The organism is Nonomuraea sp. NPDC049695 (genome assembly GCF_040674955.1).
Taxonomy (GTDB): domain Bacteria; phylum Actinomycetota; class Actinomycetes; order Streptosporangiales; family Streptosporangiaceae; genus Nonomuraea; species Nonomuraea helvata.
Map to the genome: position 1 here is coordinate 77063 of NZ_JBFANV010000022.1, position 26016 is coordinate 103078.

The 26016-nt window shown below is 69.0% G+C and carries 24 protein-coding genes and 1 pseudogene; 12 read left to right on the plus strand and 13 right to left on the minus strand.

Going from position 1 to position 26016, the window contains the following annotated elements; translation table 11 throughout:
- Positions 1-25: 25 nt before the first annotated feature.
- The 3 genes from AB0J64_RS21020 to AB0J64_RS21030 all read right to left on the minus strand — a co-directional run bounded on the left by AB0J64_RS21020 (position 26) and on the right by AB0J64_RS21030 (position 4094).
- Positions 26-1591 (minus strand): hypothetical protein, encoded by a 1566-nt coding sequence (locus AB0J64_RS21020; RefSeq protein ID WP_364029085.1) that lies wholly within the window; start codon positions 1589-1591, stop codon positions 26-28.
- Entirely contained in the window at positions 1588-3408 is a 1821-nt protein-coding gene (locus AB0J64_RS21025; RefSeq protein WP_364029087.1) for an NAD(P)/FAD-dependent oxidoreductase, read from the minus strand. The genes AB0J64_RS21020 and AB0J64_RS21025 overlap by 4 nt, the downstream gene beginning before the upstream one ends.
- A gap of 500 nt (positions 3409-3908) precedes the next feature.
- Positions 3909-4094 (minus strand): SDR family oxidoreductase, encoded by a 186-nt coding sequence (locus tag AB0J64_RS21030; protein WP_364029089.1) that lies wholly within the window; start codon positions 4092-4094, stop codon positions 3909-3911.
- A gap of 1018 nt (positions 4095-5112) precedes the next feature.
- Here AB0J64_RS21030 and AB0J64_RS21035 point away from each other — a divergent pair.
- Positions 5113-6246 (plus strand): glycerophosphodiester phosphodiesterase family protein, encoded by a 1134-nt coding sequence (locus tag AB0J64_RS21035; RefSeq protein WP_364029091.1) that lies wholly within the window; start codon positions 5113-5115, stop codon positions 6244-6246.
- Positions 6247-6571: 325 nt separating this feature from the next.
- On the opposite strand, the gene AB0J64_RS21040 is transcribed toward AB0J64_RS21035, so the two are convergent.
- Positions 6572-6838 carry a MerR family transcriptional regulator gene (locus AB0J64_RS21040; protein WP_364029187.1) on the minus strand — a complete coding sequence of 89 codons (267 nt, stop codon included), beginning with the start codon at positions 6836-6838 and terminating at the stop codon, positions 6572-6574.
- 776 nt (positions 6839-7614) lie between these two features.
- Between AB0J64_RS21040 and AB0J64_RS21045 the strand changes: the two genes are divergently transcribed.
- The 3 genes from AB0J64_RS21045 to AB0J64_RS21055 all read left to right on the plus strand — a co-directional run bounded on the left by AB0J64_RS21045 (position 7615) and on the right by AB0J64_RS21055 (position 10581).
- Positions 7615-7830, plus strand: a complete 216-nt coding sequence (locus AB0J64_RS21045; protein ID WP_364029093.1) for a hypothetical protein — start codon at positions 7615-7617, stop codon at positions 7828-7830.
- A gap of 823 nt (positions 7831-8653) precedes the next feature.
- A complete protein-coding gene (locus AB0J64_RS21050; RefSeq protein ID WP_364029095.1) occupies positions 8654-9157 on the plus strand; it encodes an inorganic diphosphatase in 504 nt (167 codons plus the stop codon).
- Positions 9158-9372: 215 nt separating this feature from the next.
- Positions 9373-10581 carry a PP2C family protein-serine/threonine phosphatase gene (locus AB0J64_RS21055; protein WP_364029097.1) on the plus strand — a complete coding sequence of 403 codons (1209 nt, stop codon included), beginning with the start codon at positions 9373-9375 and terminating at the stop codon, positions 10579-10581.
- Positions 10582-10790: 209 nt separating this feature from the next.
- On the opposite strand, the gene AB0J64_RS21060 is transcribed toward AB0J64_RS21055, so the two are convergent.
- From AB0J64_RS21060 to AB0J64_RS21075, 4 genes are all read right to left on the minus strand, one after another.
- Positions 10791-11180, minus strand: coding sequence for an STAS domain-containing protein (locus tag AB0J64_RS21060; RefSeq protein ID WP_364029099.1), 390 nt, complete (start codon positions 11178-11180; stop codon positions 10791-10793).
- Positions 11181-11482: 302 nt separating this feature from the next.
- The gene (locus tag AB0J64_RS21065) at positions 11483-11998 is read right to left on the minus strand and encodes a DUF5994 family protein (RefSeq protein ID WP_364029101.1); all 516 of its coding nucleotides are present in this window, start codon (positions 11996-11998) and stop codon (positions 11483-11485) included.
- Entirely contained in the window at positions 11985-12956 is a 972-nt protein-coding gene (locus tag AB0J64_RS21070; protein ID WP_364029102.1) for an acyl-CoA desaturase, read from the minus strand. Before AB0J64_RS21070 ends, AB0J64_RS21065 begins: the two co-directional genes overlap by 14 nt.
- Positions 12957-13061: 105 nt before the next feature.
- A complete protein-coding gene (locus AB0J64_RS21075; protein ID WP_364029104.1) occupies positions 13062-13361 on the minus strand; it encodes a hypothetical protein in 300 nt (99 codons plus the stop codon).
- Positions 13362-13983: 622 nt separating this feature from the next.
- Between AB0J64_RS21075 and AB0J64_RS21080 the strand changes: the two are divergent.
- The 6 genes and pseudogenes from AB0J64_RS21080 to AB0J64_RS21105 form a co-directional block, all read left to right on the plus strand.
- A pseudogene (locus tag AB0J64_RS21080) lies at positions 13984-14200 on the plus strand (threonine ammonia-lyase); the annotation flags it as partial.
- A gap of 492 nt (positions 14201-14692) precedes the next feature.
- Positions 14693-15004: a UBP-type zinc finger domain-containing protein gene (locus tag AB0J64_RS21085; protein WP_364029106.1), complete on the plus strand. Its 312-nt coding sequence runs from the start codon at positions 14693-14695 to the stop codon at positions 15002-15004.
- A 19-nt stretch (positions 15005-15023) separates the two neighbouring features.
- Entirely contained in the window at positions 15024-16025 is a 1002-nt protein-coding gene (locus AB0J64_RS21090) for an acyl-CoA desaturase (RefSeq protein ID WP_364029108.1), read from the plus strand.
- Between the two features lie 341 nt (positions 16026-16366).
- Complete coding sequence (locus tag AB0J64_RS21095) at positions 16367-16525, plus strand: hypothetical protein (protein WP_364029110.1); 159 nt, start codon at positions 16367-16369, stop codon at positions 16523-16525.
- 140 nt (positions 16526-16665) lie between these two features.
- Positions 16666-17619, plus strand: a complete 954-nt coding sequence (locus AB0J64_RS21100; protein ID WP_364029112.1) for a LysR substrate-binding domain-containing protein — start codon at positions 16666-16668, stop codon at positions 17617-17619.
- The gene (locus AB0J64_RS21105; protein WP_364029114.1) at positions 17616-17774 is read left to right on the plus strand and encodes a hypothetical protein; all 159 of its coding nucleotides are present in this window, start codon (positions 17616-17618) and stop codon (positions 17772-17774) included. The genes AB0J64_RS21100 and AB0J64_RS21105 overlap by 4 nt, the downstream gene beginning before the upstream one ends.
- Before the next feature lie 110 nt (positions 17775-17884).
- Here the strand turns inward: AB0J64_RS21105 and AB0J64_RS21110 are convergent, their stop codons facing one another.
- On the minus strand, positions 17885-18622 hold the full coding sequence (locus tag AB0J64_RS21110; protein WP_364029189.1) for an alpha/beta hydrolase: 738 nt from the start codon (positions 18620-18622) through the stop codon (positions 17885-17887).
- Between the two features lie 189 nt (positions 18623-18811).
- Here AB0J64_RS21110 and AB0J64_RS21115 point away from each other — a divergent pair, with 189 nt between their 5' ends.
- Complete coding sequence (locus AB0J64_RS21115; protein ID WP_364029116.1) at positions 18812-19414, plus strand: hypothetical protein; 603 nt, start codon at positions 18812-18814, stop codon at positions 19412-19414.
- A gap of 280 nt (positions 19415-19694) precedes the next feature.
- On the plus strand, positions 19695-22244 hold the full coding sequence (locus tag AB0J64_RS21120; protein ID WP_364029118.1) for a DUF6493 family protein: 2550 nt from the start codon (positions 19695-19697) through the stop codon (positions 22242-22244).
- A gap of 235 nt (positions 22245-22479) precedes the next feature.
- On the opposite strand, the gene AB0J64_RS21125 is transcribed toward AB0J64_RS21120, so the two are convergent.
- The 4 genes from AB0J64_RS21125 to AB0J64_RS21140 all read right to left on the minus strand — a co-directional run bounded on the left by AB0J64_RS21125 (position 22480) and on the right by AB0J64_RS21140 (position 26015).
- A complete protein-coding gene (locus AB0J64_RS21125; protein ID WP_364029120.1) occupies positions 22480-23673 on the minus strand; it encodes a cytochrome P450 in 1194 nt (397 codons plus the stop codon).
- 82 nt (positions 23674-23755) lie between these two features.
- The gene (locus AB0J64_RS21130; RefSeq protein WP_364029122.1) at positions 23756-24226 is read right to left on the minus strand and encodes a MarR family transcriptional regulator; all 471 of its coding nucleotides are present in this window, start codon (positions 24224-24226) and stop codon (positions 23756-23758) included.
- Between the two features lie 128 nt (positions 24227-24354).
- Positions 24355-24573: a hypothetical protein gene (locus AB0J64_RS21135; RefSeq protein ID WP_364029124.1), complete on the minus strand. Its 219-nt coding sequence runs from the start codon at positions 24571-24573 to the stop codon at positions 24355-24357.
- Between the two features lie 26 nt (positions 24574-24599).
- On the minus strand, positions 24600-26015 hold the full coding sequence (locus AB0J64_RS21140) for an MFS transporter (RefSeq protein ID WP_364029126.1): 1416 nt from the start codon (positions 26013-26015) through the stop codon (positions 24600-24602).
- Between the last annotated feature and the right edge of the window lies 1 nt (position 26016).

The following is a 26016-nucleotide window of genomic DNA, read 5'->3' on the forward strand; positions in this document are numbered from 1 at the left end:
GCACATGTTTCTGTCGGGGTGGAGCTCATGGTGCGGCTTCTTCGGGATGCAGGAGCAAGACGCTGCCGTCGCCGTTCGCAGCGATGATCAGAGAGCCGTCCGCCGTGGCCGCGATCCCGGCGAACGGCCGCGGCATTCCGGGCAGGCCGGGCCGGACGAACAGGCCGGGTTCCGGGCCGGTCACGCCGGCCGCGGACGCCACCGGAAGCGAGTCGGCTTCGACCTCCACGTCGCCGGTGGCGACGTCGATGGCGAGCAGGCGGCGATGGGCGGTCTCGACGACGTACATGGTGCCGTCGTGGACGGTGATGCCCTGCGGGGTGCCGAGCCCGCCGGCGAGCAGTACGGGTACGCCGTGCTCGACGCGATAGACCGCGGCCAGCTGCTCGTCGCTGACGTAGCAGCGCTGGTCGGCGTCGACGGCTACGTCGACCGGGCGGCCGAGGCCCTCGGCCAGCACGCTGACCTGGTCGTCGTGGTCGATGGCGACAACGCGGCCGGCGCCGGACTCGGCGACCACCAGGGTGCCATCGGCGCGCACGGCGATGCCCAGCGGACGGTTCAGGCCGTCGGCCCGGGTGCGCACCGTGCCGGAGCGCCGGTCGTAGGTGCGTACGTGCCCGTACTGGGAGGTGGTGTGGAGCAGGTCGCCGTCGGCGGCGACGCCGTGCACGAAGGTCAGCAACTCGGTGGTGTTGACGTCCTCGTCCGGCCGGTCGGCGGGCTGGGCGAGGCGGTAGTGGTCGGCCACGTGGACGCCGCCGCCGAGATCGATGGTCACCCCGAAGGGACCGCCGAGGCCGCGGGGCACGATCTGGCGGGTACGTCCGTCGGCCGCGAGCTCGGCGACGCCGCCATGTGCGTAACTGGAGACGAACATCCGGTTGTCGGCGTCGAAGGCGGCGTTGTCCAGGGCGTTGAGCTCGCTGACGATTTCCGACCGGTCGCCGGTGCCGGCCAGGTCGACGCGCGTGACGATCCCGCTCGCCCCGCGGGCGAGGACCAGCAGGGCGCCGGCGCGGTCGAAGCGTACGGCGACCGGATCCGGGACGTCCGCGGCCACCAGTTCCGGCTCGCCGCCGTCGAGCGGGATGCGGAACACCTCGCCGGTGAGCATGTGGGGGTAGTAGAGGTGCCCGTCCGGGCCGAGCTGCATCGCGTTGCCCATGGCGAGGCCCGCCGTGAGCACCCGGGGTTCGTCGCCGGCGGGGGACAGCTCCAGCAGGCGTCCACCCGGGATCATCTCGTTGGCGAACACCCGGGTGCCGACGCAGGCGATGCCGTTGGGGGCGGTGATCTCGCCGGTGACGAGCGTGAAGTTCCCGATCGGGTCACGTCGCCACACCCGGCCCGGGACCAGGTCGGTCACGTACATCGCGCCGTCGCTGTCGAAGGCGAGGTCGTCGGGGGAGTGCAGCGGCCCGTCCGGTGGCACGACCACCTCGACGTCGCCGGTGGTCAGGTCGACGGCGCTGATCTGACCGGCGAGGAACTGGGCCACGTACAGGCGCCCGTCGGGGCCGAAGGCCATGCCGTTCGACCCCCACAGCGGGCGCGCACGGACCAGCAGCTCAGCCTTGCGGCGGCTCATCGGTTGCCCGCCAGGACCTCGTCCATGCCGCCCTCGGTACGCCAGCGGCGCAGCAGGTCGTGGAAGGCGACCGGGCCGGGCCCGTACGTATGGCTGACCGGGCGGGGCTTGCCCTCGTTGTTGTAGTAGCCGGGCGTGCACTCGGCCTGGAACCGGCTGTTGTCCGGCGCCAGCTCCCGGATGGTGGCGACCCACGCGTCCTCGGCGTCTTCGGTCGGCTCGATCACGGCGAGGCCACGCCGGCGGGCCTCGGCGACCACGGCGCCGATATGGGTGGCCTGCTCCTGGAGGATGTGCACGAAGTTGACCGCGGAGGCGTTCTGCAGCGGGCCCAGGTGGAACAGATTCGGGAAGCCGTGGCTGTAGAAGCCGTGCAGCGTGCGGGGGCCCTGCCGCCAGGTGCCGAGCAGGGGCGCGCCGCCCCTGCCGTGCACCGGCAGGGCGCCGGAGACGATGCCGGAGACGCCGACCTCGAAGCCGGTGGCGAAGATGACGCAGTCGACCTCGTACTCCTGCTCGCCGACCACGACCGCTGACTCCGTCATCGCGGTGATGCCGCCGTGGTCGGCGGTGTCGACCAGGGTGACGTTGGGCCGGTTGAACGTCTGCAGGTAGTGGTCGCTGAAGGTGGGCCGCTTGCACATGTAGCGGTACCAGGGCTTGAGCAGCTCCGCGGTGGCCGGGTCGTCGACGATCTCGTCCACGCGGGCGCGAATCTGGTTCATCTTCTGGAAGTCGGCGATCTCGTCGAGGTACTCGCGTTGCTCGGGGGACAGGCCGGTGTCGACGGTGCCAGCCAGCAGGTGACGTTGCAGCCGTGCGGTGCTGGTCCAGCCGTCGTCGATCAGGTCCTGTTCGGCGCGGCCGCCGGTGACGACGGTGAGGAAGTTCTCCATCCGTTCCCGCTGCCAGCCGGGCTTGAGCGAGGCGGCCCAGGCCGGGTCGGTGGGACGGTTGTCGCGTACGTCGACCGATGAGGGGGTGCGCTGGAAGACGTACAGGTGCTGCGCGTCACGCCCCAGGTGCGGGATGACCTGGATCCCGGTGGCGCCGGTGCCCACGACGGCGACGCGCTTGTCGGCGAGCTTGTGCAGGCCGCCGTTCTGGTCTCCGCCGGTGTAGCCGTAATCCCAGCGGCTGGTGTGGAAGGTGTGCCCGCGGAAGGTCTCGATGCCCGGAATGCCGGGCAGCTTCGGCTGGGCCAGGGTGCCGGCGGACATCACGACGTAGCGGGCCCGAAAGTCGTCGCCGCGGTCGGTGCGCACCTGCCATTCGGTCGTGGCGTCGTCCCAGCGCAGCTCCGTGACGCGGGTGTGGAACATTGTGTCGCGGTACAGGTCGTAGAGTTTGGCGATCGCGACGGCGTGCCGGCGGATCTCCTCGCCGGGCGCGTACCGCATGGTGGGCAGGTAGCCGACCTCTTCGAGCAGCGGCAGGTAGATCGATGACTCGATGTCGCAGTGGATGCCCGGGTAGCGGTTCCAGTACCAGGTGCCGCCGAAGTCGCCGGCCTCGTCGAGCATCCGGATGTCGTCCACGCCGGCCTGGCGGAGCTTGGCCCCGGTGAGCAGCCCGCCGAAGCCGCCACCCACCACCAGCGCCTCGACCCGGTCGCGGACCGGTTCCCGCTCGGCGCGTTCGGTGTACGGGTCGGCGGCGTAGTAGCCGAACTCGCCACGGGCGCCCTGGTACTGGGCGTTGCCGTCGGGCCGCAACCGGCGGTCGCGTTCGTGGCGGTACCTGGCGCGTAGCACGTCCGGGTCGAAGCCCAGGTCCGCGACTGTGAGGCGGGCAGGTGGCGTCGGAGAGTTTTCCATGGATGCCCTTCCGATTCTGGAGATCAGGTGGGGATGGGGAGAGGGTGAGGCCCGGCTCGCCGGCGTGCTCAAAAGTCGTTCTTGCTGCGATTGGCGGCAGACAGGCTGCAGATGGCGGTGGCGCTCTTGGCCAGGGGGTCTCGCCGATCGCGGCGTTCTCGCTGATGTTGCCAGGGGTGTCGAAGCCGAAGCCGAAGCCGAAACCGGCGTCGAAGCGCAGGCGCTCCTCCACCGACGTGGGCGCTCATGTACGCGGCGAACTCGTCCTGAGCGGCGTCCTTCCCCTCAGAGGTGAACTTGGTCAGGCTGACCAGTGCGTCGGACCAGTACGCGAACTTGTCAGCGGATCAGCACCGGTCGGCCGGATCGGCGCCACCGGGCAGCTCTCGCGCAGTTCGGCCCATTCCGCCCGCGGCTCCAGGACCGTAGGAGCTGGGGGCATATGTTCCGGCGCCTGCTGGAAGTGCTCAATCGGCTCGTGCTTCCTTCTCGGTATCGAGTCAGGCAGCTGACCAGCCACCGTCCACCGGCACGATCGCGCCGTTGATGAACGAGGCCGCGTCGGAGGCCAGAAAGAGGGCGGCGTCGGCTCGAGCGCCGGCCTTGGCGAAGGTGACCGCCATCGCCTGGCCAATGCCGGAGCCCGCGCCGGTGATCAGGCAGATCTTGTTGTCGAACGCGCTCAACGTCCTCTCCTGTCTGGAGTGAATAGCACAACCGGACAAGACTGTCCGGTGACAATGTAGCCCGTCTGACTGATCATTGTCGAACGCTGAGTATGCTGATGTTGAGAATACGGACGCTGTTGTCCGGTTGGCAGTGTGAGAGTCGTGTGTCCGAACTGGAGGCCTTGGCCGAGGAACCCGGTGCCACCCTCGACGACGTGCTCGGTCTGATCACCGAGCAGATCATCGGCACTACCGCGTTCATCGACATGGTCGACGCGAACACCGCCGACCCCCGCGCCCTGGCGATGCGCGATCGAGTGGGCAACGTGCCGACCGGCTGGTGGCCCGTCAGTCAACACGATCGGCTCGGTGGCCGCCGCCGTGGCGACCGTCATCGGCACCAGAGACAACACTCTCGACCGGACGGCCGCCCGGCGCCTCCTCCTGCACCGCCTCACCGAGGACCACGGCTGTCAGGCCGTCGTCCTCGCCACCGGCCAGGGACACCGCCACGGCAGGTCAGCGGCTCACATCGATCGTGTGAGGGCTCCATCTGGACTGGTCGATCAAGGAGGTCGCGTTTGCCTGGAACCGCTCCTTCGAGATCGGCTTCACGCTGACGAGGCGGGAAGCATCGGAGGATCAGAACGATCTTTCAGCCGTGGCAGAAATGACGCATGCCGGCGTTCGGCTCGAGCCCGACAGGCGCGGCGGCCAGGAAGATCATCAGCCGTCAGCCATACCGTCGTCAGGCATTCATTCGTCGGATGGAAGGAGCCTCTACACTGCCCACGCGCGAAGACCCCCTCGCGGGTACCTACTCAGAAAGTTTCCCATGCAACTTCCAGGGTTCATTGTCAATCGGCTGCGATCGGCGCTCGTCCTCTTGGCCGCACTGGCTGCCGTGGCAGCGATGCTCGTCACCACCCGGCTCTCTCCTGCGGACGCCTCGACGGCACCTGTGTCGGTACCTGGGGCGGCATGGCCCACCAGCGTTGGCCCGGGTGCCGTCCGCCACGCGAACCGCGGCAGGCCGGTGGTCTGGTCACACCGAGGCGCCTCGAAGAACGCGCCGGAGGAGACCACCGCGGCGTACAAGCGAGCCCTGGCCGATGGGGCCGACGTCCTCGAGGGTGACCTGGCCCAGACCAAAGACGGCGTGCTCGTCGTCATCCACGACAACACTCTCGCGCGGACCACGAACGTCGAGGAGCTCTTTCCCGACCGCGCGCCGTGGAACGTCATCGACTTCACTCTGGCCGAGATCAAGCAGCTCGACGCCGGCTCGTGGTGGGACCCTGCCTTCGCCGGGCAGCGGATCCTCACCCTGCGCGAGTGGTTCCAGCTCACCAACGGCCGAGCGGGCCTCGCGCCCGAGCTCAAGTCGCCGACCCTCTACCCCGGCATGGTGGAGAACCTGGTCCAGGAGCTTCGCGCCTGGGGCTACACCCACAATTTCAAGGCCAGGAACGGCGCTCCGCAGATCTGGGTCCAGTCCTTCGACGAGGCCGCGCTGCGCCAGTTCCACGCGCTGCTGCCCGAGGTCCCCACGCTGCTGCTCCGCAGCGGCTACCCGTTCATGACAGCGACCGACGACGTGCTCACCGAGCTCGCCACCTGGGTCACCGCGATTGCCGGCAACCCGGTGCAGACCACCGCTTCCCAGATCGCCCGCGTCCAGTCCTTCGGGTTGGAAGTCGTCAGCGAGGTCGAGGACGGTCCTTCGATCCTGAGCATGATCGAGCGCCAGGGCTACGACTACATGTTCACCAACCTGCCGAACGTCGCCAAGGCCGTGCTCGCCGGCAAGAAGCCGCTGCGCACGAACCGCGGCGTCGTCATCGACAGTGTGGTGTACAACCCGGACGGCGATGACGTCGCGCCCAACGGGGGCGAGTACGTCGCGCTCCGCAACACCACCGACGAGCCGATCGATCTCAACGGCTATACCCTGCGCGAGTTCGGCAACACCCTCCTGCGGGTGGGCGACGGCGCCGTCATCGAGCCGGGCAGCCTCTACAAGGTCTACGTCGGCCCTGGCACGGACCGGCCGAACGCGCACTTCAACGGGCTGACCGCGGGGGTCCTCGCCAACACGGTCACCGACCACGTCTACCTGTACAACGCCGACCGGGTCATGGAGGACCTGTACTCCTACATCGCCTCCTGACCGAGCATCCGTTGCCTCCACCGGCAGTTGGGGTGCGCTGGGCTCACGGTGGGGGCAACGTCGCGACGGCTCGTTGCAGGAGGCGTTCGAGGGGGGCCACGCGCTGTCGCCGTCGGTGCCGGCGCGCCTCGACGATGACGATGTTCACCGAAGAGATCGCAAGCGGGCGCAGGCGTCCCGGATCCCGATCCTCATGATCCGCATTGTGCACACAACCCGGCGCGGGCCGGACGGGAATCCCCGCTAACCCCCGGCGCTCCAGGCCCGTGTCCCAGGCGCGGATCATGCTGCCCCGTTGTGTACACACATGGGGCGCCACAAGCGCTTAGTCTCCGGCCGTGCGCTCGCGTTCGTATTCGGCGTTGATGCGCAGCGCTTCGGCGAGCTGGTCTTCCAAGATGATGATCCGGCAGGCGGCTTCCACGGGGGTGCCCTGGTCGACGAGTTCCCGGGCACGCGCGGCCAGGCGCAGCTGGTAGCGGGAGTAGCGGCGGTGCCCGCCGCTGGAGCGTTTCGGCTCGATCAGATGGGCGGCACCCAGAGCCCGCAGGAACGTCGGGGTGACGCCGAGCATCTCGGCGGCAGCGCCCATGCTGTAGGCGGGGTAGTCCTCATCGTCGAACCGGTCTTCGGCCGTGGGTCCGGCCGTATCCGTAATCCTGTCGTGGGCGAGCGTGTTCCCCTCGGCAGCCGAGCGGTGTTGATCCATACATTCCTTTCCGTCACGTGCACAGGGGGCCCCGGCGCCTGTTGCGCCGGGGCCCCGAAGAGTTCAACACCATCTACCGGCCATCGGCCGGCTTACTGTTTTCCGCATTCGCCGTACTGAGTGGCGATGATGCGCGGATCGCGGATGCGTGACCGTAGACCACCTTCCTATCTGTGGAACTGCGGTACCCGAGCGGCGAGGCTCAGCCGGCAACGGGCGATCCCGATGGCGTTCAACACTCCCTTCATCTCTATCTTCCGGACCACTGTCCAACTACACCTGCGGCAGCGCGTCCACGATCAGGGCCCCTTACCACTGCGCTGGCCCGTCACGTCCGACCTTCTGCCGTCAACCTTCAACTTCAACCTGCTCCGGGCAGTTCGTCGTGATGCCAGCAACTACTTCTGCTGCCCGGTGGATCCGTTCCTTGCGATGTCAGAAACCCTAGTGCCCACAGCCTCGAATGTCTACTACGGCGACGATAGATTTTCAGTGCGGGGTGCGGCAGTTCTCTGCCCGGCACTCGGGTCGCTCGGCTGCCTCCAGCGCGGCGGCCAGGCTTCCTGCTCGGCGACGCCCGGAGCGAATGGCAGGAGGTCCTGAATCAGCTCGGCACCCCATCGGAGCGTACGTACGGTTACCGGGCGATCTTCGACACGATGCTCTTCCTGCACCACGGGACCGTCTGGCCGAGGCCCGGAACATCGCGGTTCAGCAACCCGGTGGCCGCTGCCATGGTGGAGCGGGCCGAAGCCCTGCTCGACGGCGACCAGGAGGCGCTGCTCGCCACGGCGGATGCGTTCGACGCGTGGGCTTCCTCTAAGCCGTCCGCACGGACCATTGTGCTCGGCGATGCGGCGTTCGGCGACCGCTGACTCGACCTTCTCGCCGCCGGCCGGGCTGGGCTCCAGGCCGCGGGTAGCCCCTCTGGCCCTGTAGACCTTCGGGCGGCCGGTGTACTGCAGGCCGCCGTCCGCCCGGATCAGTGACGCCGCCCCCGGAACCGCTCCAGAAGACGCCGAGCCTTCTGCTGGTTGCGGGGGTCACGGGCCATTCGTTTCGCCTTTTCCATGTTCGCTCTGCCTTTGGGGCTGCGCAGATACGTGCGTACCCGGTCTATGAGTGTGGCCATGCGCATCCCCCTACCCAGCGCGCTCCATACAAAGCCGGAAGCGGTCACCGATCCGCGACGCAAAAGGTCGGGCACATGGGTTCGAGGGCGTAGATGCCTAATCCGATGGCCGCCTGTTCGAATCCTGCACGACATGCTCAAAATCATGGTTCTGACCTGCGGTAACGCTGGCTGCCGCGTGCGGCATATCATGGAAGCACTCGGTGGTGTCCACCGAGCCGCTTCCACCGAGTGGCGGCTCCGCCACACCGGCCAATGGGTCCTGTCCTCATGATGAGGGGGAATGCCCTGTGTGCGTGATGTTCCAGCCGAGTGAGCAACGTTTTGATCGTCCTTGTCGGCTGCCCTGGTATGGGCACGGCAACGGCTGTCCGCGGACGCCTGGAGCGAACTGGTCGACGTACCCGAGAAAACGGTGGATGAGTGGCTGACGGCGCTGCTCGATGCGGGAATCGCCGCTTGGGTGGCTTATCGCCACGCCCTGTGCCCTGTCGGGTGTAGGCCGACCTGAATGCACGCTCTGCCGAGGACGTGGCCAGCCGGGAGCTGCGGCACAGGAGGTTGTGATGCGCTTCGATGTGATCGTGGAGACACCGCGGGGATCGCGCAACAAGTACGAGATGGACCAGGCCAAACAGCGGATCAGGCTCGACCGGCTGCTGTTCACCGCCACTGCCTATCCCTACGACTACGGGTTCGTGCCCGGGACACTGGCAGAGGATGACGATCCGCTGGATGCGCTGGTGCTGGGCGAGGTGCCGACTTTTCCCGGATGTGTGATCAGCGTGCGTCCGGTGGCGGTGTTCTGGATGCATGACGAGCACGGACCCGATGCGAAGATTCTCTGCGTGCCCGCCAACGACAGCCGCTACGTCCACATCCAAGATTTGCTGGACGTGGATGTCCATGTGCTCGGCGAGATCGGTCACTTCTTCGACGTCTACAAGGACCTTGATCCGGGCAAGGACACCGACACCCGGGGCTGGGAAACACGTGCCCATGCAGAGGACGTGATCAAGCGCGCCGCCCGCCAGGCCGCACGAGGTCCGGCCCGACAGGGTGGTCTGTGACTGCCACCGCCTTCGACGCCGTGGCGGCCGATGCCGTCATCGACGGAGGACCCACCAAAACCCTGTGAACCCCTCGGCCTTCAGGCTGTTTCGCGCGAGCCACGTAAAAAGGAGGCCGGTGTTGGGCCAAAAGCCGGATACCGGCAGAGAGAATCTAGTGCGGGGGAATTGAAGCAGTCATGACAGGACGTGTACCGGGGAGCCGCAGGATTGCGGTGGACCGGTCGGAAGGCTTCGGTGAGCGGCTGCTGGGGCAGTTGCTGGACCGGGCTCACGCCATGCCGCCGCAGCTCGTCGCTCCGCTGGTGGCGGAGGAGGTGCGCAGGATCGGTGGCTGGGATGTGTCCATCCTGCTGCAGGACTATGACCAGGTGATGTTGGTACCGCTGCCGGGCAGAGGGCTCACGGGCGGCGATCCCCTGCCTATTGAGGGGTCATGGGCAGGTGAGGCTTTTGTCAGCGAGACGAGGGTGGAGCATCCGGTGGCCGACGGCATCCGGATGTACCTGCCGCTGCTCGATGGCAGTGACGAGGTCGGGGTGATGGCCCTGACCCTCAGCAGGGTCGACGACGACGACCGCCGATTGCTGCGACGGCTGGCCGGTCTGGTGGCTGACATGCTCGTCACCAAGAACGGTTATACAGACCAGTTCTTTCTGGCACGGCGTCGCAGGCCGATGAGCGTGTCCGCGGAGATCCAGTGGTCGCTGTTGCCCCCGTTGGCCATGGGCATCCCGCAGGTCGAAGTCGCCGGAATCATGGAGCCCGCCTACGACGTCGCCGGAGACAGCTTGGACTACGCCCTCAACGACGAAGTCCTGCACATAGCCGTCATCGACGCGATGGGCCACGGCATGAACGCCGCCGTGCTGGCGACCGTGGCTATCGGCGCCTACAGACACGCCAGACGCGCCAACGTCGGGCTAGCCGAACTGTACGAATTCATGGATACCGCCATCAATGAACAGTTCGGCCCTGACCAGTTCGTCACGGCCCAGATGGTGCGTCTGGACATCGAGTCGGGTCACTTGGAATGGGTCAACGCAGGACACCCGGCGCCGTTGCTGATCCGCGGCAACCGGGTCATCGAGGCGTTGGAAGGTGCGGGAACCCTACCGGTCGGCTTTGGCGGTGCCACCCCGCGGATCAATACGCGCCAGCTCGTGCGCCACGATCGGGTGCTGTTCTACACCGATGGTGTCGTCGAAGAGCACGAGGCCGGCGGCGAGCAGTTCGGCGAAGAGCGCCTGATCAACTCCATCGAGCACGTCGGGCCCAGAACGAAAAGCGTGCAGGAGATGGTACGAGGCCTCTCTCACAGACTGATGCGGCAGAGGAAGGGCATGACAAGTGATGACGCGAGCCTTTTCCTGGTCGAATGGCGTGGCGGAACCGCCGACCACCTCGCTGAAATCGACCTCTGACCGTTCTGAACGCGTTCCCGATCACTCCTTTGACAGTGACGCCACATCTGCTGATGCAGTCGCGGGCATGAAGCAGAGGTTTCGCGAATTTGACGCGCTACAGGCGTACGGGCGTGTCCGTGGCGGCGTCTTCAGCACCGTGAGGCTCGCCGCGGCGCCGATCAAGCCTGCAACACACCGCTCGACACGGAACCTGATGATCAATTTGATCAAGGCGGTTGAGTTGGGTCAGGCAGTGCGTGCGACGACGCCTGCAGGCGAAGACCTGCCGTCTGGTGCCAGCCGGTGAGCTCGAGCAGGCGTCGCACCTGCGGAGGGGGCGAGCGCAACGTCAGAACGTGGCCGCAGCGCAGCCCGGCGGCGGCGGTGACCAGGGCGCGCAGCCCGCCGACGTCGCAGAACACCAGGCCGCTGAGATCGACGGAGAAGCTGCCACGGCCCGCCATCGAGGCCAGGGCCTGGGTCAGGGCGGGCAAGGCGGCGCGGTCGAGTTCGCCCTCGATCTGCAGGCCCGCGAGATCGACGTTTGGCGTGATGCGCGGGAGCCGGTCGGCTGCCGCGTCAGGAGTGAGAGCGCCGACCGTGTCCGCGGTGTTCATGCTGGCTCCTATGGGCGGGGGAGTGCGGGCTGAAGTGGCCGCGGGGGTGAGGCGGTCATGAGCACGTCGCGCTGGGGTTGGCGTGCGCGGAGCAGTCAGGCGCGATGACCTGATCGTCTAGTGGGCTCGACCAGGTGGAAAGCAGTAATCTGCGCCGGTCTTATCAGCAGCCGTGCTCACCGGCCTGACGCTGCCCGGGGCGTGCGGTGGCCGCCGCGGCCCGGTTGCTCAACGCCGCGGCCGACCAGGCGCTCGCCCGGAGGGACCCGTAACGGTTGTGCAGTCCCCACCACAACGCGTGATCAGGACGCGAAGTCGCCGCGGGCGGGCTGCCGGGTCTGTCCGCCCTCGTTGTCCCAACCGGCCAGGCTCAGGTCCTGCTCGGTGGTGGCGTCGGCGGAGCTGTTCCGGGCTGCGGCGGTGAGGATGTCACCGGGACGGGTACGGCCACGGCATCGGGTGGCCATGCCGAGCGCGTTGGCAGCGGCGGCGGGTGTGGTGCCAGGTGGGATGACGAGCAGGTTGAGATGCTCGATCCCCGGGATGATCAGGTTGACCACGTGGGGGTCGATGGTGCGGAACCAGCCCACTTTCACGTGACGGCCGGGGGCGGCGATGCGGTGCGGGATGTTGTCCCAGGTGTCCAGGTGCAGGCCCACGCGCAGGACCCGTCGGTTCAGCCGCTGGTCGATGGCGGCGATCAGGGCGGGCAGTTCCGCGCCGGCGTCGTAGGTGGCGGGCCACCACGCCCCGTCCACCGCGCCCTGGCGTGTGAGGGCGGGATCCAGGCTGAGCCGCACCTTCTCAGGGTCGGTCATGGGAAGGCTCGCGGCGTCGTGCGGCCAGGCGTGCCGGGGTCGGCCAGCGTACGTCGTGGGCCCAGCCGAGCCTTTCCAGCAGCCGGATCAGCCGGGCGGAGACGTCGATCTGGCCGGGCAGCACGCCGTGGCGGGCGCAGGTGGGGTCGGCGTGGTGGCCGTTGTGCCAGCTCTCGCCGAACGACAGGATCGCCAACGGCCAGAAGTTCGCGGCCCGGTCCCCGGCGCGGGTTTTCAGCGGCCGCTCGCCGAAGACGTGGCAGATGGAGTTGATCGACCAGGTGATGTGGTGCAGCATCGCGATCCGGACCAGGGCGCCCCAGAAGAACGCGGTCAGCGCGCCGTACCAGGTGCCGGTGGCCAGCAGCCCGATGACGGGCGGCAGCAGCAGCGAGGCCGCGGCCAGCGGCAGGAACAGCCGGTCCACCCGGCCGATGTCGGCGTCGGCGAGCAGATCCTTGGCGAAGCGCCGCCGGTTGGTGAGGTCGCGCTCGAACATCCAGCCGACATGCGCGAAGAGCAGTCCCTTGGCCAGGCCGCGCACGCTGTGCCCGTAGCGCCAGGGCGAGTGCGGGTCGCCGTCGCGGTCGGCGAAGGCGTGATGGCGCCGGTGATCGGCCACCCACTGGATGACCGAGCCCTGCACGGCCAGGGACCCGGCCACGGCCAGGCCGAACCGCAGCCACCGGCCCGCCTTGAACGCGCCGTGGGTGAGATAGCGATGGAAGCCCACCGTGACGCCGAGCCCGGTCAGGACGTAGGCACCGACTGCGATCGCCACGTCGGCCCAGCTCAGTCCCCACCCCCAGGCCACCGGCACGGCGGCGGCCAGGGCCGCGAACGGCACCAGCACGAACACCCACAACGCGGCCACCGCCGCGACCGGTTTACGCCCGTCGATGATCGGCGCCGCGCCGCCCCACTCCCGATCGACGAAGCCTGCATCCGTCGAAGCCATGCCAGTTTCCCCCCGTCGTACGTGCAGCGCCCTTTCGTCCTCGTTGGAACCAGTCCGGCTGCCCACGCACAGGGTGGCCACACACCTCCTGGCGCTGTTTTGGGATTACCTAGGTGATCTCGTGGCGAAAGCCCTGACGCTGGGGGAGTGCTCGCCGGCCAGCGGTTCTGGCGGCGGCTCGGACGGGATCTTGGGCGGCGAAGCCGGGTGATACGGGTGGCGCCGAGCACCAGGATGAGGATTCCGCTGACCATGGCGATCAAGCATCGCCATCGCCACCGCCACCGCCACCGCCACCGCCACCGCCACCGCCACCGCCAGCGGCAGCGTGCCGTGCAGGCCGAGGAAGGACACCTGCGTGGCGGTGGTGTTCTGCAGCCTGAACACGATGAAGGCGATGGACACGAACGCGGTGGCCCAAAACGGCCACTCAGGCCACGCTGGTGCGGGTGACGGGCGCCGGCATATTTCAGCGAAATGTCCGGACGATTTTGCGGACGGTAGGCTTCAAAAGTGGCGATCCGGCAGGTCGAGGCGATCTGGTGGCTCTCCGGAGAGGACTCGCCCGATCCCGCCTGAGCCACTGAAGTGAAGGTCGCCCGCACTTGTTCATCGGCTGAGGACTTCGCGGTCTTGGGCTCCGTTTCAGGCGCGGAAGACTGTCCGTGATCATCAACAGATCGGCTGGACCCTCGGCGCGAAGGCGGACCGGCATCCGGCGGGAGGCGCCGACCGAAGGAAGGCCAGGCGGCTGGTGGTTCGAACGGTTAGCGCCACGCCAATAAGGCGTACACTCACGCGACCGCCGTGATGAGCGCGCCGGTCAGGCCGATGATGATCAACGCGACGTAGAACACGGCGAGTGGACGAGCAAGTCCTGGAGTGGCGGGGTGCGTCCTGTCCGGCCGACATCCTGACGTTGGGAAGAGAAACGTCTACTTTGCCCGCGTTGACCGGGGGAGACGTAGCGTTCGGGCGATGGCCCGAACGGCTGCCATGGGAGTCCTCTGGGTCCCGAGGCACGTGGCTGAGGGTGCTCGCCGCGCGAGAACTTCTCGCCGACGTGGTGGTCCGTACACCCGTGGTCGAGTCGCGGGTGCTTTCGGACGTCGTGGGTGGGCCGGTCCATCTCAAGTGCGAGAACCTGCAGAGGTTCGGCGGTCGCGGCCAGTGTCGGCAATCACGCTCAGGGGGTGGCGCTGAGCGCGCGGTTGGTCGGAGCCAAGGCGACGGTGTACATGCCGTAAGGTGCGGCGTTGCCCAAGGTGGAGGCCACCCGCGGTTACGGCGCTGAGGTGATCTTCGCGCGCACTGGCGGCCAAGACGCTGCGGCCTGGAGTCAGGATAGTGGGGGTGCAGGCCGAGCGCGCCGCGCTGGCCGCCTCACCGTGTTCCACGGTCATGGGCTGGGCGACAGCGGCGGTGACTTACGTTGCGATGTGGAAATGGGACCACCGATCTGCGGACAACGGCTACCAGCTGATCGGCACACACTCACCGCGAGAACCCGAAAGAGTCCACGAAGTGCACCGGATCCTGGTCCACCGCTTGGCGGAGGTCTGTCGAGACGTGGGATCCAGCCGGATACGGCGCGTCGCGACGCGCCGGCAGGCTCGCTATCGCCGCAGGTGATGAGGCTAGCTGGGATTGTGTGTTTCCGCCGGCTGGCCGATCGCCTTGACTGGTGGGTGACCAGTCGGCGCAGCTTGCGTCGCTGTCACCGTGAGGGGGTCGTCATGACCCTGGATGCACGAGGAACGAACGCCACCGCCCGCACCGGCCTGAACGGTCAGGCCCCGCGCTGCGATCACATCAACCAACTCCCGACTGCGGAGTACGGAGTACCCGAATGCAAGGCATGTCTGGCCCTCGGCCAGACATGGACGCGCCTGCTGGTGTGCCTGACCTGCGGGTGGGTCGCCTGTTCCGACGATTCGCGGGGCGGCCACGCCAAGGCTCACTACCGGGAAACCGACCACCCGGTGGTCGCCGCCCTGGAAGCACGGTCGACCTGGCGCTGGTGCTATGTGCACCGGCGGACCGTATAGACGAGACGAAAGAGCCTTCATGAGCATTTCTGAACAGCAGGTGAAAGATCGGCAGTACTACGACGGCGCATCGCCGTTCCCCGGGGCGGAGGAGCACCCTCCGGTCGGCCGAGCCCAGATGGTGCTGACGGCGGCGATCGTCGTGCTGCCGTTCATCGCACTCGGCGCCGCGGTCTTCCTGGCGTGGGGGCACGGGGTCGTGCTCACCGATCTGCTGCTGGCCGCGGCCTTCTACGTGGTGACCGGGCTGGGGGTGACGGTCGGGTTCCATCGTTTGCTCACCCATGCCTCCTTCACCGCACGGCCATGGCTGCGCGTGAGCCTGGCGGTCGCCGGGTCGATGGGCTTCCAGAGCAACGTCATCGACTGGGTGGCCGTCCACCGCCGCCACCACGCCTTCACCGACCGGCCCGGCGACCCGCACTCTCCCTACCGGTACGGCAGCAGCTTGCGCGGGCAGCTTCGGGGGCTTGCCCACGCCCACCTGGGCTGGCTGTTCACCGACGATCGGACCCCGGCCGAGCGCTACGCCCCCGACCTGCTGGCCGATCCGGCCATGACCCGGGTGGCGCGTGCCTTCCCCGCGCTGTGCGCGCTGTCGCTGATGCTGCCGTTCCTGGCCGGCTGGGCGATCAGCGGCACCCTGCACGGCGGGCTGACCGCCTTCCTGTGGGCGGGACTGATCCGCATCGCACTGCTGCAGCACGTCACCTGGAGCGTCAACTCCCTGTGCCACGTCATCGGCAGCAGACCCTTCAGGACCCGCCGCCACGACCGCTCCACCAACCTGTGGCCACTGGCCCTGCTGTCCTTCGGCGAAAGCTGGCACAACGGACACCACAGCGAACCCAGCTGTGCCCGCCACGGCCTCGATCGCGGCCAGATCGACACGTCCGCCGAAGTGATCCGCCTGTTCGAGCGGCTCGGCTGGGTCAGCAACGTGCACTGGCCCGACCACGACCGCCTCCAACGCCGCCGCACCGCCCAGCCATCACAAGCCCGAGCCCCAGCCGGAGACTGACCGATGCCCCTTTCGGTGTCGCTGTCGGCATGGCTGCTCACCGGTGTCGCGGTAGCTGTGGTAATCGTCATCGATCTTGTGGCCGGGCGAGGCCGCCGCCAGGAGGGAAGACACACTGAGCTTGCGGCGCTCCGGTGCCGCCCGCTCGCTCATCGATTCCAGTGATAACCCAACCGGTGATTGCTCGTTTCCTCGCTGAGGGCCGGCGAGGACATTGGAATTCCAAGCCACTTGACCGTGGTGAATGTCCGCCGGCACAAGGTCATGGCTGATGACGAAGACAGATCAACGAGGTCCGCCTCCGGGCCCATGTCCGAGCTGAGCGGTGAAAGGAGAACGCGATGAGTCTGCGTTGGGAGATCGACAACAAGGTACAGGCTCTCAAAGGCTGGGCCAGGCGGCGCTTTCGCAGCCAGCGTCACCACGCGGGCAAGACCGATCGGGCCATGGACAATCCAAAGCAGTCCGGCGGGAAGGTCAAGGACACCCCCAAGCACTGATCCCCTCACCGGCAGGGGCTGGATACCTCAGCCCGGCGAGTAGCGCCAACGCTCCTGTCAGGGGGTCACACTCCACGAGGCACCTAGAGTGGTGGAAGACGGCCCAGATCGGCGCCGCCCAGCAGAAAGGGGTGGCGGGCATGGAGTTGCGTCAGCTGCGCTATTTCGTGACGCTGGCCGAAGAGTTGCATTTCGGCCGGGCGGCGGCTCGCGAGCACATCGTGCAGTCCGCGCTGAGCCAGCAGATCCAGCGGCTGGAGCGCGAGCTGGGCGTGCGACTGCTGAACCGCAGCACCCACCACGTCGATCTGACCCCGGCGGGCGCCGCTTTCCTCATTGAGGCGCGCCAGATCCTCGACCACGTGGGCCGGGCCGGGCAGGCTGCACGCAACGCCGTGGCGTCAGCGCCCACGCTGCGGGTCGGCATCATCGACGCCGGCTACGACTCCATGCCGCAGATCCTGCGCGAACTCCAGCGCGGCCATCCCGACATCACGATTCATCAGGTCGAAGCGGGCACCCCAGAGCAGTACCGGCAACTGGCCGACGGCCGCCTGGACATCGCCATCGGACCTGCTTCCCAGACCCAGGCCGAGGTGGCGTCCAAGCTGATCCGACTCGATCCGCTCGGTGTGCTGGTGCCCGACGACCACGGCTTCGCCGACATGGACGGCGTGCCCGTCGCCGCCCTCGCCGACGAACTCCTGCTGCTCGGCGAGGAATCCCAGACGCCGGAGCTCAACCAGTTCGTCATCGAGCTGTGCCGTTCGGCAGGGTTCGCGCCGATCATCTACGAGGGAACCGTCGAGAGCTCCCGCGCCGCCGCCGACCTCGTACTCCAGCGCCGCTGCGTGCACTGCGTCCCCTCCTCGTTCCGTTCCTCCAACCGGCCGGGCACCACCTGGCGGCCCCTGATCGAACCTGCCATGCACTACCCCTGGTCACTGTTGTGGCACGACGCCAACCCCTCTCCCCATATCGCCACCGTCATCAACAGCGCCCGACAACTCGCCGAACGGCTCGGCTGGCTGGAACCCGCCGCCCCGCCCACCGAGCCGGCACCCGCATCCCCGGCAAGGACCCGCAAGGCTTGATCATCACCTTCGCGCTCGGCATCGCCGGCGCGCTGCTGGGCGGCTTCGTGCCCACCGCGGTGTTCCACGTCTCGGGCATCCAAGGGTTCTTCAACCTGTCCACCTGGCTCTGCGCCATCGCTGGAGCGGCAGTCCGCTGCTCGGCTACAACCTGATCACCGGCCGACGTTCGGCCCGCCGGACCGGCCGCCGATGAACCCGCCCAGCACACCCCGCAACGCGCTCCAGAGTCGCGGCTTGGTCTGCCCCCGCAACGCTGGCGTGCTCATCTGTGGATCAGGGCGGCGATGTCGTCGAACAGCCGTTTGTGGGCGGCGGCCGCCTCGGGGGAGGTCAGGTCCATGTTCTGGATGAAGCCGTGCTCCAGGCCGGGTTCTTGGCGGTGCACCACGTGCGCGCCAGTCTGTGCCAGTCGACGGGCGTAGGCGTCGCCTTCGTCGCGCAACGCATCGTGTTCGGCGGTCACGATGAGGGCGTCAGGCATGCCGTGCAGGTCTGGTGCCAGCAGCGGGCTGGCGGGCGCGCGGTCGGCGGGGTCCGGCGTCCAGCATGTGATGGCCCAGGCGAGGAAGTCGGCGTCGAGCGCGTGGCCGGCGCCCTTGTCGAGGACGCTGGGCTGCGAGAGCGTCAGGTCGGTGTTGGGGCAGATCAGGATCTGCAGACCGGGCACGGGGTCGCCGGCGTCGCGCAGTCGCAGGCACGCCATGGTCGCCAGGTAGCCGCCCGCGCTGTCGCCGGCTACCGCCGCCGGGCGCGCCCAGCGCAGCACCGCGGCCACATCATCGATGGCCGCGGGGCAGGGATGCTCGGGCGCGAGCCGGTAGTCGACGGCCAGCACCTCGACGTCGCAGATGTCGGCGATGCGCCGGCAGGTGCGGTCGTGGGTGTCGAGGTCGCCGAGCACGAAGGCGCCCCCGTGCGCGAACACCACCAGCGGCCGTGGCTGCTCGGCCGGCCGGTAGTGGCGCAGCGGGATGCCGTTCGGGCCGCGGAGGTCTTCCACCTGGCTCAACGCAGGCCCCTTGGGCCGGTCGGCGGCTCGCCGACGCGAGCTTTCGCGGAGTTCTGTCACGTTCGGGTGGGTCATGGAGCGTCTCGTTCGTTCGGGTGCTGACGGTGATCAGAGACTAGTGGGACGGCCGAGCGGAAATTCGAGTGCGTCATCGTGTGGCCGGGTGTTACATGAGTCAGGATGATCGACGAACCGCTGGACCGACTCCGCGCCGCCGCCCGGCGCACCCGTGAACTGGCCCGAAACCGGGCGGGCACCGGCCTGGGCCACCAGGACGCCGACGACGACGTCGGCACGATCGGCACGGACGGTGCCCTCGGGTTCGACCCGTTCCCGCTGCTCGAAGCCCTCCATCGGCACGGCGTCCGAGCCGTGGTGATCGGGCAGGTCGCCGGCATCATGCATGGATCCACCGAACTGACCGGCGATCTGGACCTGCTCTGGGACGGCCTCCCGGCTCACGCCGCGGCCCTGGCGGCCGCCTTCGCCTCCGTCAACGCCCAACTGATTGACGAAAAGGGCAACCCCGTAGCAACTCACCCGGATTCCTTTCTCGGCCCCAAAGTGGAGTTCACCTCTCCCGGAGCCGGCGGCGACTGTTGCACCCCGGAGCTGCCCTGGGGAGGCCTTCGAGTCCGAGAGTTCCTCGACCGCGCGATCACCGTGGTCGACCCTGGCGGCCTGGAAGTTCACTACGTCTCCCGAGAGGACCTGATCCGGATGCGCCGCGCCATAGGCCGGCCCAAGGACCTCCGGCGAGCAGACGAACTGGACTCGCTCTAGGAGCGCCGGGGCGTACAGCCCAACTCTGCCGAAGATCGTCAACGGCCTGGCAACCTCACGCTGAGCTGCACATGGAACATGTGAGCACCTTTGGCTCGCCCCCGAAGCGGTCGCCCCGAGAGTGGCACAGAACCACTTGCCAACGCGCCCTATGGGCCGCGCGGTCGGCATTCCGCATCGGGTGGCGGCCGAGCCGGTCGTCGCCGCCCTCGCGGGGCCCGAGATTGTCGTGGGCGCCCGCTAGGGTCGCCGCGTTGGCTGACGCAGCGGAGGTGTAGTCGTGCGCCCGATCTTCTTCCCGGCCCGCCGGAGAGGCGACCGCGCGTGGGAGCGGCTGTTCAAGCTGGCCGCGCGTGGCGAGAGCGGCAAGGTGATCCGCCTGGTCGGCAAGCTGGACGCGGACGACCGGAAGGCGGTCGCGGAGCTGCTGCCCGCGCACCTGGCCGCGTCGGGGCCCGAGGGTGACTGGTCGACCTGGCAGGAGCACCTCAGGTCGATGCTGCTGGCGGGGGTCGCGTGTCTGGGTGGGGCCGCGGCCGTCGCGACGTGGCTGTTCAGGCGCGACTTCCGCTGGATGCGAGGCGATGAGGAGCTCATTCTCGAGCTGCTGCGCGAGCGGCCCGCCGAGTGGAAGGCGGACCTGGCGCGCCGCCTCGCCCGGCGGATGCGCCTGCCCGAGCTGCGCTATTGGGAGGTGGCCGCGGCGTTGGTACGCGAGACCGGCATCGAGCCGCCGGACGATGACGCGTTCATGGTGGGCTGGGTACGCGGGCTCGGCTCACCTCCGGCGGCCACGGACCCGCTGTTCGCGGCGTTCGCGCCGCGGCTCTTCGAGATCGACGGCCTGGGCGAGGCCATCGACGGCCAGGTGGGCACGATCGCCCGGCTCGTCGAGGACGGCCTGCTGGAGCGCAAGGCGGTCATCGACGGCCTCGTCGGGCGGCTGCTGCGTGACGGGCCGGCCGCGCCGGCCGCCCTCGCGATCCTGCACGACCGGCTCGACCTCGACATCGACGAGTCGGCCGAGCGGGCCGGCGACTACGCCAGGCTGCTGCCCGCCGGGCCGGTTCCCGTGGCCGATCTGGCCCTGGCGCAGTTGCGGCGGCTGGAGGAGGCGGGGCGGCTGGAGGAGGAGCTGTTCGCCGAGGCGGTGCAGGCGCTGGCGTTCAGGCCGGAGAAGAAGCTGCTGCGCGCGGCCGTCTCGTGGGCCGGCGACGCCGTGCTGCGCGAGGCCGGGCGGGTGGACGCCGTGCTGGGCGCGCTGTCCCTGATCTTCGCGCAGGACACGCTGGCACTGCAGGAGCGCGCCGTGCGGCTGGCCGTCAGGCTGGCCCGCCAGGCCGGTGAGCCGGGCCGCGAGGCGGTACGCCAGGCGGCGGCCGGGCTGCCGGACGAGCTGCGTGAGAAGGTCTCGGCCGCGTACGGGGGCGGCATCGAGGCGGAGCAGGTCACGCTCGTTCCCCTTCCCCCGGTCGGGGACGGCCCGGCGATGCCGGCGCCCATCGCCTCGCCGGGGCAGCTCGTGCGCGAGGCCGCCGCCCCTGATGTGGGCCCGTACACGTTCGAGCTCCTGCTGGCCGGGCTGGTCGAGTGGGCGCGGCGGGCGCCCGGCGCGCTTCGCGAGGCGTTGCGTCCCTGGCGTGACCCGCTCGATCCGGGGTTCTTCGGTCTTTACGGCGGCCGGCTCTACGACGGCCCGGCTCAGGCCGTGCGCCGGGCGCTCCTCGCGTTCGCCTCGCCCGAGGAGAGCAGACGGCTGTCGGAGACCGCCGCCAGGGAGGCGCTGCCGCTGCGCGCGTTCGACCGGCTCTGCCTGCGCCGCGCCCACGAGCTCGCGCGGTCGTTCCAGGACGGCGACGACTGTCCGGTCCTGCTGGCCACACCCACCGCCGGCACCGGCCACATCGCTCCCGAGGTGCTGCTCGATCGCCTGGAGTCGCTGGAGGCGGCGGGCGCCCAGGCGCTTCCCGTCGATCTGGCGCAGGCCCTGCTGCGGCTGCCCCGCGACATCCCGGAGGTGTGCGTGCGGAGAGCGGAGGGGCTGTTCTCGGAGGCGGGCCGCACGTGCGCCGACTGGATGCGTGGCGGCGGCCTGCCCGATCCGAAGGTGAAGGTGTTCGTGGCGGAGCATCGCGTGCCGCACGTGGGGTCGACGCCGGTCCTGAAGACCGTGCTCGATGCGCCGGGCGACCTGCCCGAGCCGATCCGCGAGCTGTACCGGCTCGAGACCGGGCACGGGTACATGCTCGAGGGGTGGCCTCTCGCCATGCCCTCGCACCGGGAGGTCGTGGCCGCGCACATGGTCTGGAACGTGTGGGCCGACATGGACTCCACCTATCTGCCCACGCAGGCGCTGGTGAGCCTGGCGTACGCGGACGGCCCGATCGGCGAGGGCATGGCCCACGTGCTGGCCTGCGGCATGGGCCACGCGAACGCCACCAACCGCGCCGCCGCCACCGACGCGCTGCTGACGCTGGCGGCGCGCGGGCAGGTCCCGGTGGCGGCGCTGGGGGAGTCGCTCACAAAGCTGGTCACGCGGGGCGTGGTCAAGCTCAATCGGGTGGTGTCGGTGCTCGACGACGCCACGCAGGCGGGGGCCCACGAGACGGTGTGGGAGGTGATCGCACGGCTGCTGCCGGGGCTGCTGCCGAAGGAGGGCGACCGGCCGCGTGCGGGGGTGGCGGATCTGCTGGCGGCGGGGGCGAGGGCGGCCAGGATCGCGGGGGTACGTGCCGAGCTGCCGGACGTGGCGGCGCTGGCGGACCGCAAGGGGTCGAGCAGGCTCGTGCAGGAGGCGCGGCGGTTACGGCACCTGGTGGCCGTCCCTTAGCGATCTACGTTGTAAAGGCTCCGGGGGTCGCTGATCATTTCCCTGACGGAAGTGATGGACCGGTGGGCGGGAAACACGCGAAAGGATGAGTGGGTACGCCGGAGGGCTGGGCCGGATCGGGGCGCGTGGGGCGTCGGCGCCCTCGCTTCACGGGCGAGGGCGCCGTTTCCGGTCCACGGTGCGTTTCCGGTCCACGGTGCCCCGACAGGACCCCGGGCAGTCGTGGCCGGGGCCGTCAGATCAGGGGGAGGCGGCGTACGCCTGTCATGGTCGGCGTCGGCATGAACTCCACGGGGTCGTCCGGATCGGTGCGCAGGGGGTTGAGCCGGTCGAGGAGGATGTTCAGGGCGACGCGTCCCTCCAGGCGGGCCAAGGGGGCGCCGAGGCAGAAATGGATGCCGCGGCCGAAGGCGAGGTGCGGGTTGGGGTCGCGGTCGGGGTTGAAGACGTCGGGGTCGGGGAACTGCCGGGGGTCTCTGTTGGCCACTCCGACCCAGGCCATGAGCATCTGATCGGCGGGGATGGTCACGCCGCCGAGTTCGACTTCGCGGGTGGTGGAGCGGCCCAGTGCGGCGAAGGGGGTGAACAGGCGCAGGGATTCCTCGATGACGTCCGGGATGGAGGCGCGGTCGGCCCGTACCTTGTCCTGCTGCTCGGGGTAGGCGTCCAGGCAGAGCACCGTGTTGCCGAGCAGCATCGTCGTGGTGATGTGTCCGGCGAGCAGCAGGATGATGGCGAAGTTCACCACCTGGTCGTCGGGAAGGCGTTCGCCGTCGACCTCGGCCTCGACCAGCCGGGTGAGCAGGTCGGCGCGTGGCTGCTTTCTGCGTTCGGCGGCGTGGCCGGCGAGATAGTCGGCCATCTCCTTCCAGGATTTCAGCGCTGTCTCGGTGTCCACCCGCTGGCCCTCGGTGGGTTCGGCGAGTGAGACCTTGGCGTCGCGTTGGAACAGCGCGTCGGCCCACTGTTTGAACAGGGCTCGGTCGCTGCTGGGCACGCCCAGCAGTTCGGCGATGACGATGACGGGCAGCGGGTAGGCCAGATCGGTGACCAGTTCCAGCCGGCCGCGCTCTTGTGCCGCGTCGAGGAGTTCGTGGGTGAGGGCGGCGATCCTCGGTTCGAGATCCGCGACGACCTTCCGGGTGAAGGCACTGCTGACGAGTTTGCGTAGTTTGCCGTGTTCCGGTGGGTCGATCTGGGTGATGAAGCCCTTCATGGAGAAGCCCTTGGGCTTCATGGCCTCGGGCACCACCCGCATGGTGTCGGAGGAGAACGTCGCGGGGTCGCTGAGGACCTCGTGCAGTTCGGGATAGCCGTAGACGTGCCACATCCCGGCGGCGGCGTCGTACTCGACCGGCGGGCCCGATCGCGGTCCGTGCAGCCAGAAGTGCTGTTCGGGGATGTTGTACCGCTTGACGATGTCGGTCATCGCCTCTCCCTTGGTCGTGAACCTGTGATCGGTGTACGTAAGGCGCGGCGGTCGAGCACTTCAGGGCGCGGGCGCGACGCCCTCAGCCACCGGCTGCCGTTTTCTCGCGATACTCCTGCCAGCGTTGGAGGAACTGCTCTCCGTCGTACTCGACGAAGGCGAAGAACTCCTTGGTGTCCCGCAGTCGCGCCCGCTGCTCGGGCCGATCCTCACCGACGACCGACAGTCCGAACTCCAACGTCTCCACCGCCGGTCGGAGAAGGGCGAACTGGACCCGCATGACGTGTTCCCAGCCGCCGTGGATCACCTGGTAATGGTGCTCGCGGCTCGACGTGGGGACGCGCTCGATCATTCCGACCATCTCCAGTTGCCTGGCGACCGTGCTGATCGCGGTCTTGCTCACGCCGAGCCGCGCCGCCAGATCGGTGAGGGACTGGTGCGGCGGCTCGCAGATGATCAGCCAGGCGTACAGGCGGCCCATCGTCCGCGTCCCGCCGAGTCGCTCCATGACCAGTCCCATCCGGTCGACGAATTCGCTTTCCCGGGGATCCATCTATGCCAACTCCGAGAGGATCGTAAAGTACGTACTTGACGAAGCGTACGTCCGGTGTCTGGACTGGGCAACGGCCGGAACTTTCATGTGGCGCGGATCACCTTGCGGTGTCGAATTCGCTGCGGCGATCATCGCGCCGTAGACCGGGAAGGAAGACGGTGCAGTGGTCGCTGACGTCCTGGTCGCTGGCGTACGTGGTGCCGATCGGGCATCCGGCCGCTCACGCCGGTGGCGGTCAGCGCGTCGGGACCGCGGATGCCGGTGATGGCGGTGGCCCCGGTGGCGGTCAGCGCGTCGGGACCGGGGATGCCGGTGGTGGCGGTGGCCCCCGTGGTGGTCAGCGCCATGGCAGGTGCGGCGTGCGAGCCGGTGGTCAGGCGCGCCGGTGCCGTGGCAGCAGGAAGCTGACCACCGCGATGACCAGGCCGAGCCCGGCCGCCAGGAGGAAGACCAGGTCATAACCGGCGGCGAGGGCGGCGGCCGGGGGACTCCCGCCGGCCTCCATGGCGGCTCTGGCGCCGGCCGCCGGCGCGAGCACCGCCAGGCCTATCGAGCCGCCTGTCTGGCTGGCGGTGTTGGCCAGGCCGCCGATGGTGCCCGCGTCGCCCTCGGGAACGTCGGCGGTCGCCGCGGCCATGAGGGTGGGGAAGGTCAGCCCGATGCCGACCGCGATGATCAGGGTGGGCCCGAGCACGCTGGTGACGTAGCCGCTGTCGGCGTGGGCCTGGGCGAGCCAGCCGAAACCGGCCACGAAGCAGCCGCAGCCGGACAGCACCAGGGGGCGCACACCGGTTCGCGGCAGCAGGGCGGCGGCCAGCCGCGCGATCACCACGAACGTCACGGCCGCGGGTGTCTGCCCGAGCCCGGCTTGCAGCGCGCTGTAGCCGAGTACGTTCTGCAGGAACAGCGACGTGAAGTACCACATCGCGATGGCGATCCCGCCGAACAGCAGCAGCATGCCGTTGCCGACGGCCACCCCCCGGATCCTGAACAGCCGCAGGGGCATCATCGGCCGGCGGGCGAAGCGGGCCTCCACCACGGTGAAGACGGCGAGCAGGAGCAGGCCCGCCAGGGCCGGCCCGGCGACCGGTACGGACGTCCAGCCGTGATCGCCGCTCTGCATGACTCCGTACATCAGCGCGGCCAGCCCCGTCGTCCCCGTGACCGCGCCCGTGAGGTCGAGCGATTCCCACCGGCCGGTCCGCGTGCCGGCCAGGGACATCATGGCCATGCCGACCAGCGCCGCGCCGATCGGCACGTTGATGAGGAAGACCCACCGCCACGACAGGCCGGTGGTGATGGCGCCGCCCGCGACCGCGCCGGCCATCCCGCCCACGCCGCCCGCTGCCGACCAGGCGCCGAATGCCCGGGCGCGCGCGTGCCCCTCGGTGAAGCAGGTGTTGATCACGGCCAGCGTCGCCGGGGCGAGCATGGCGGCTCCCACGCCCTGCGCGACGCGGGCCGCCACCAGGACCTCCGGGGCGGTCGCCAGGCCGCCGGCCAGGCTCGAGGCGGCGAACAAGAACAGTCCGGTGGTCAGCATGCGGCGGTGGCCGAGCAGGTCGGCGGCGCGACCGCCCAGCAGCATGAAGCCGGCGAAGGTCAGCAGGTAGCCGTTCACCACCCAGGGCAGGCCGGTGGAGGTGAAGCCGAGGTCCTCGCGGATCGAGGGTAGAGCGACGTTGACGATGGACGCGTCCAGAATCACCATGAACTGGCTGGCACACGCCAAGGCCATGATCATCCAGGTGGCGCCGGCCCGCTGCGTCGCGGTGTTGGTGCTGGTCATG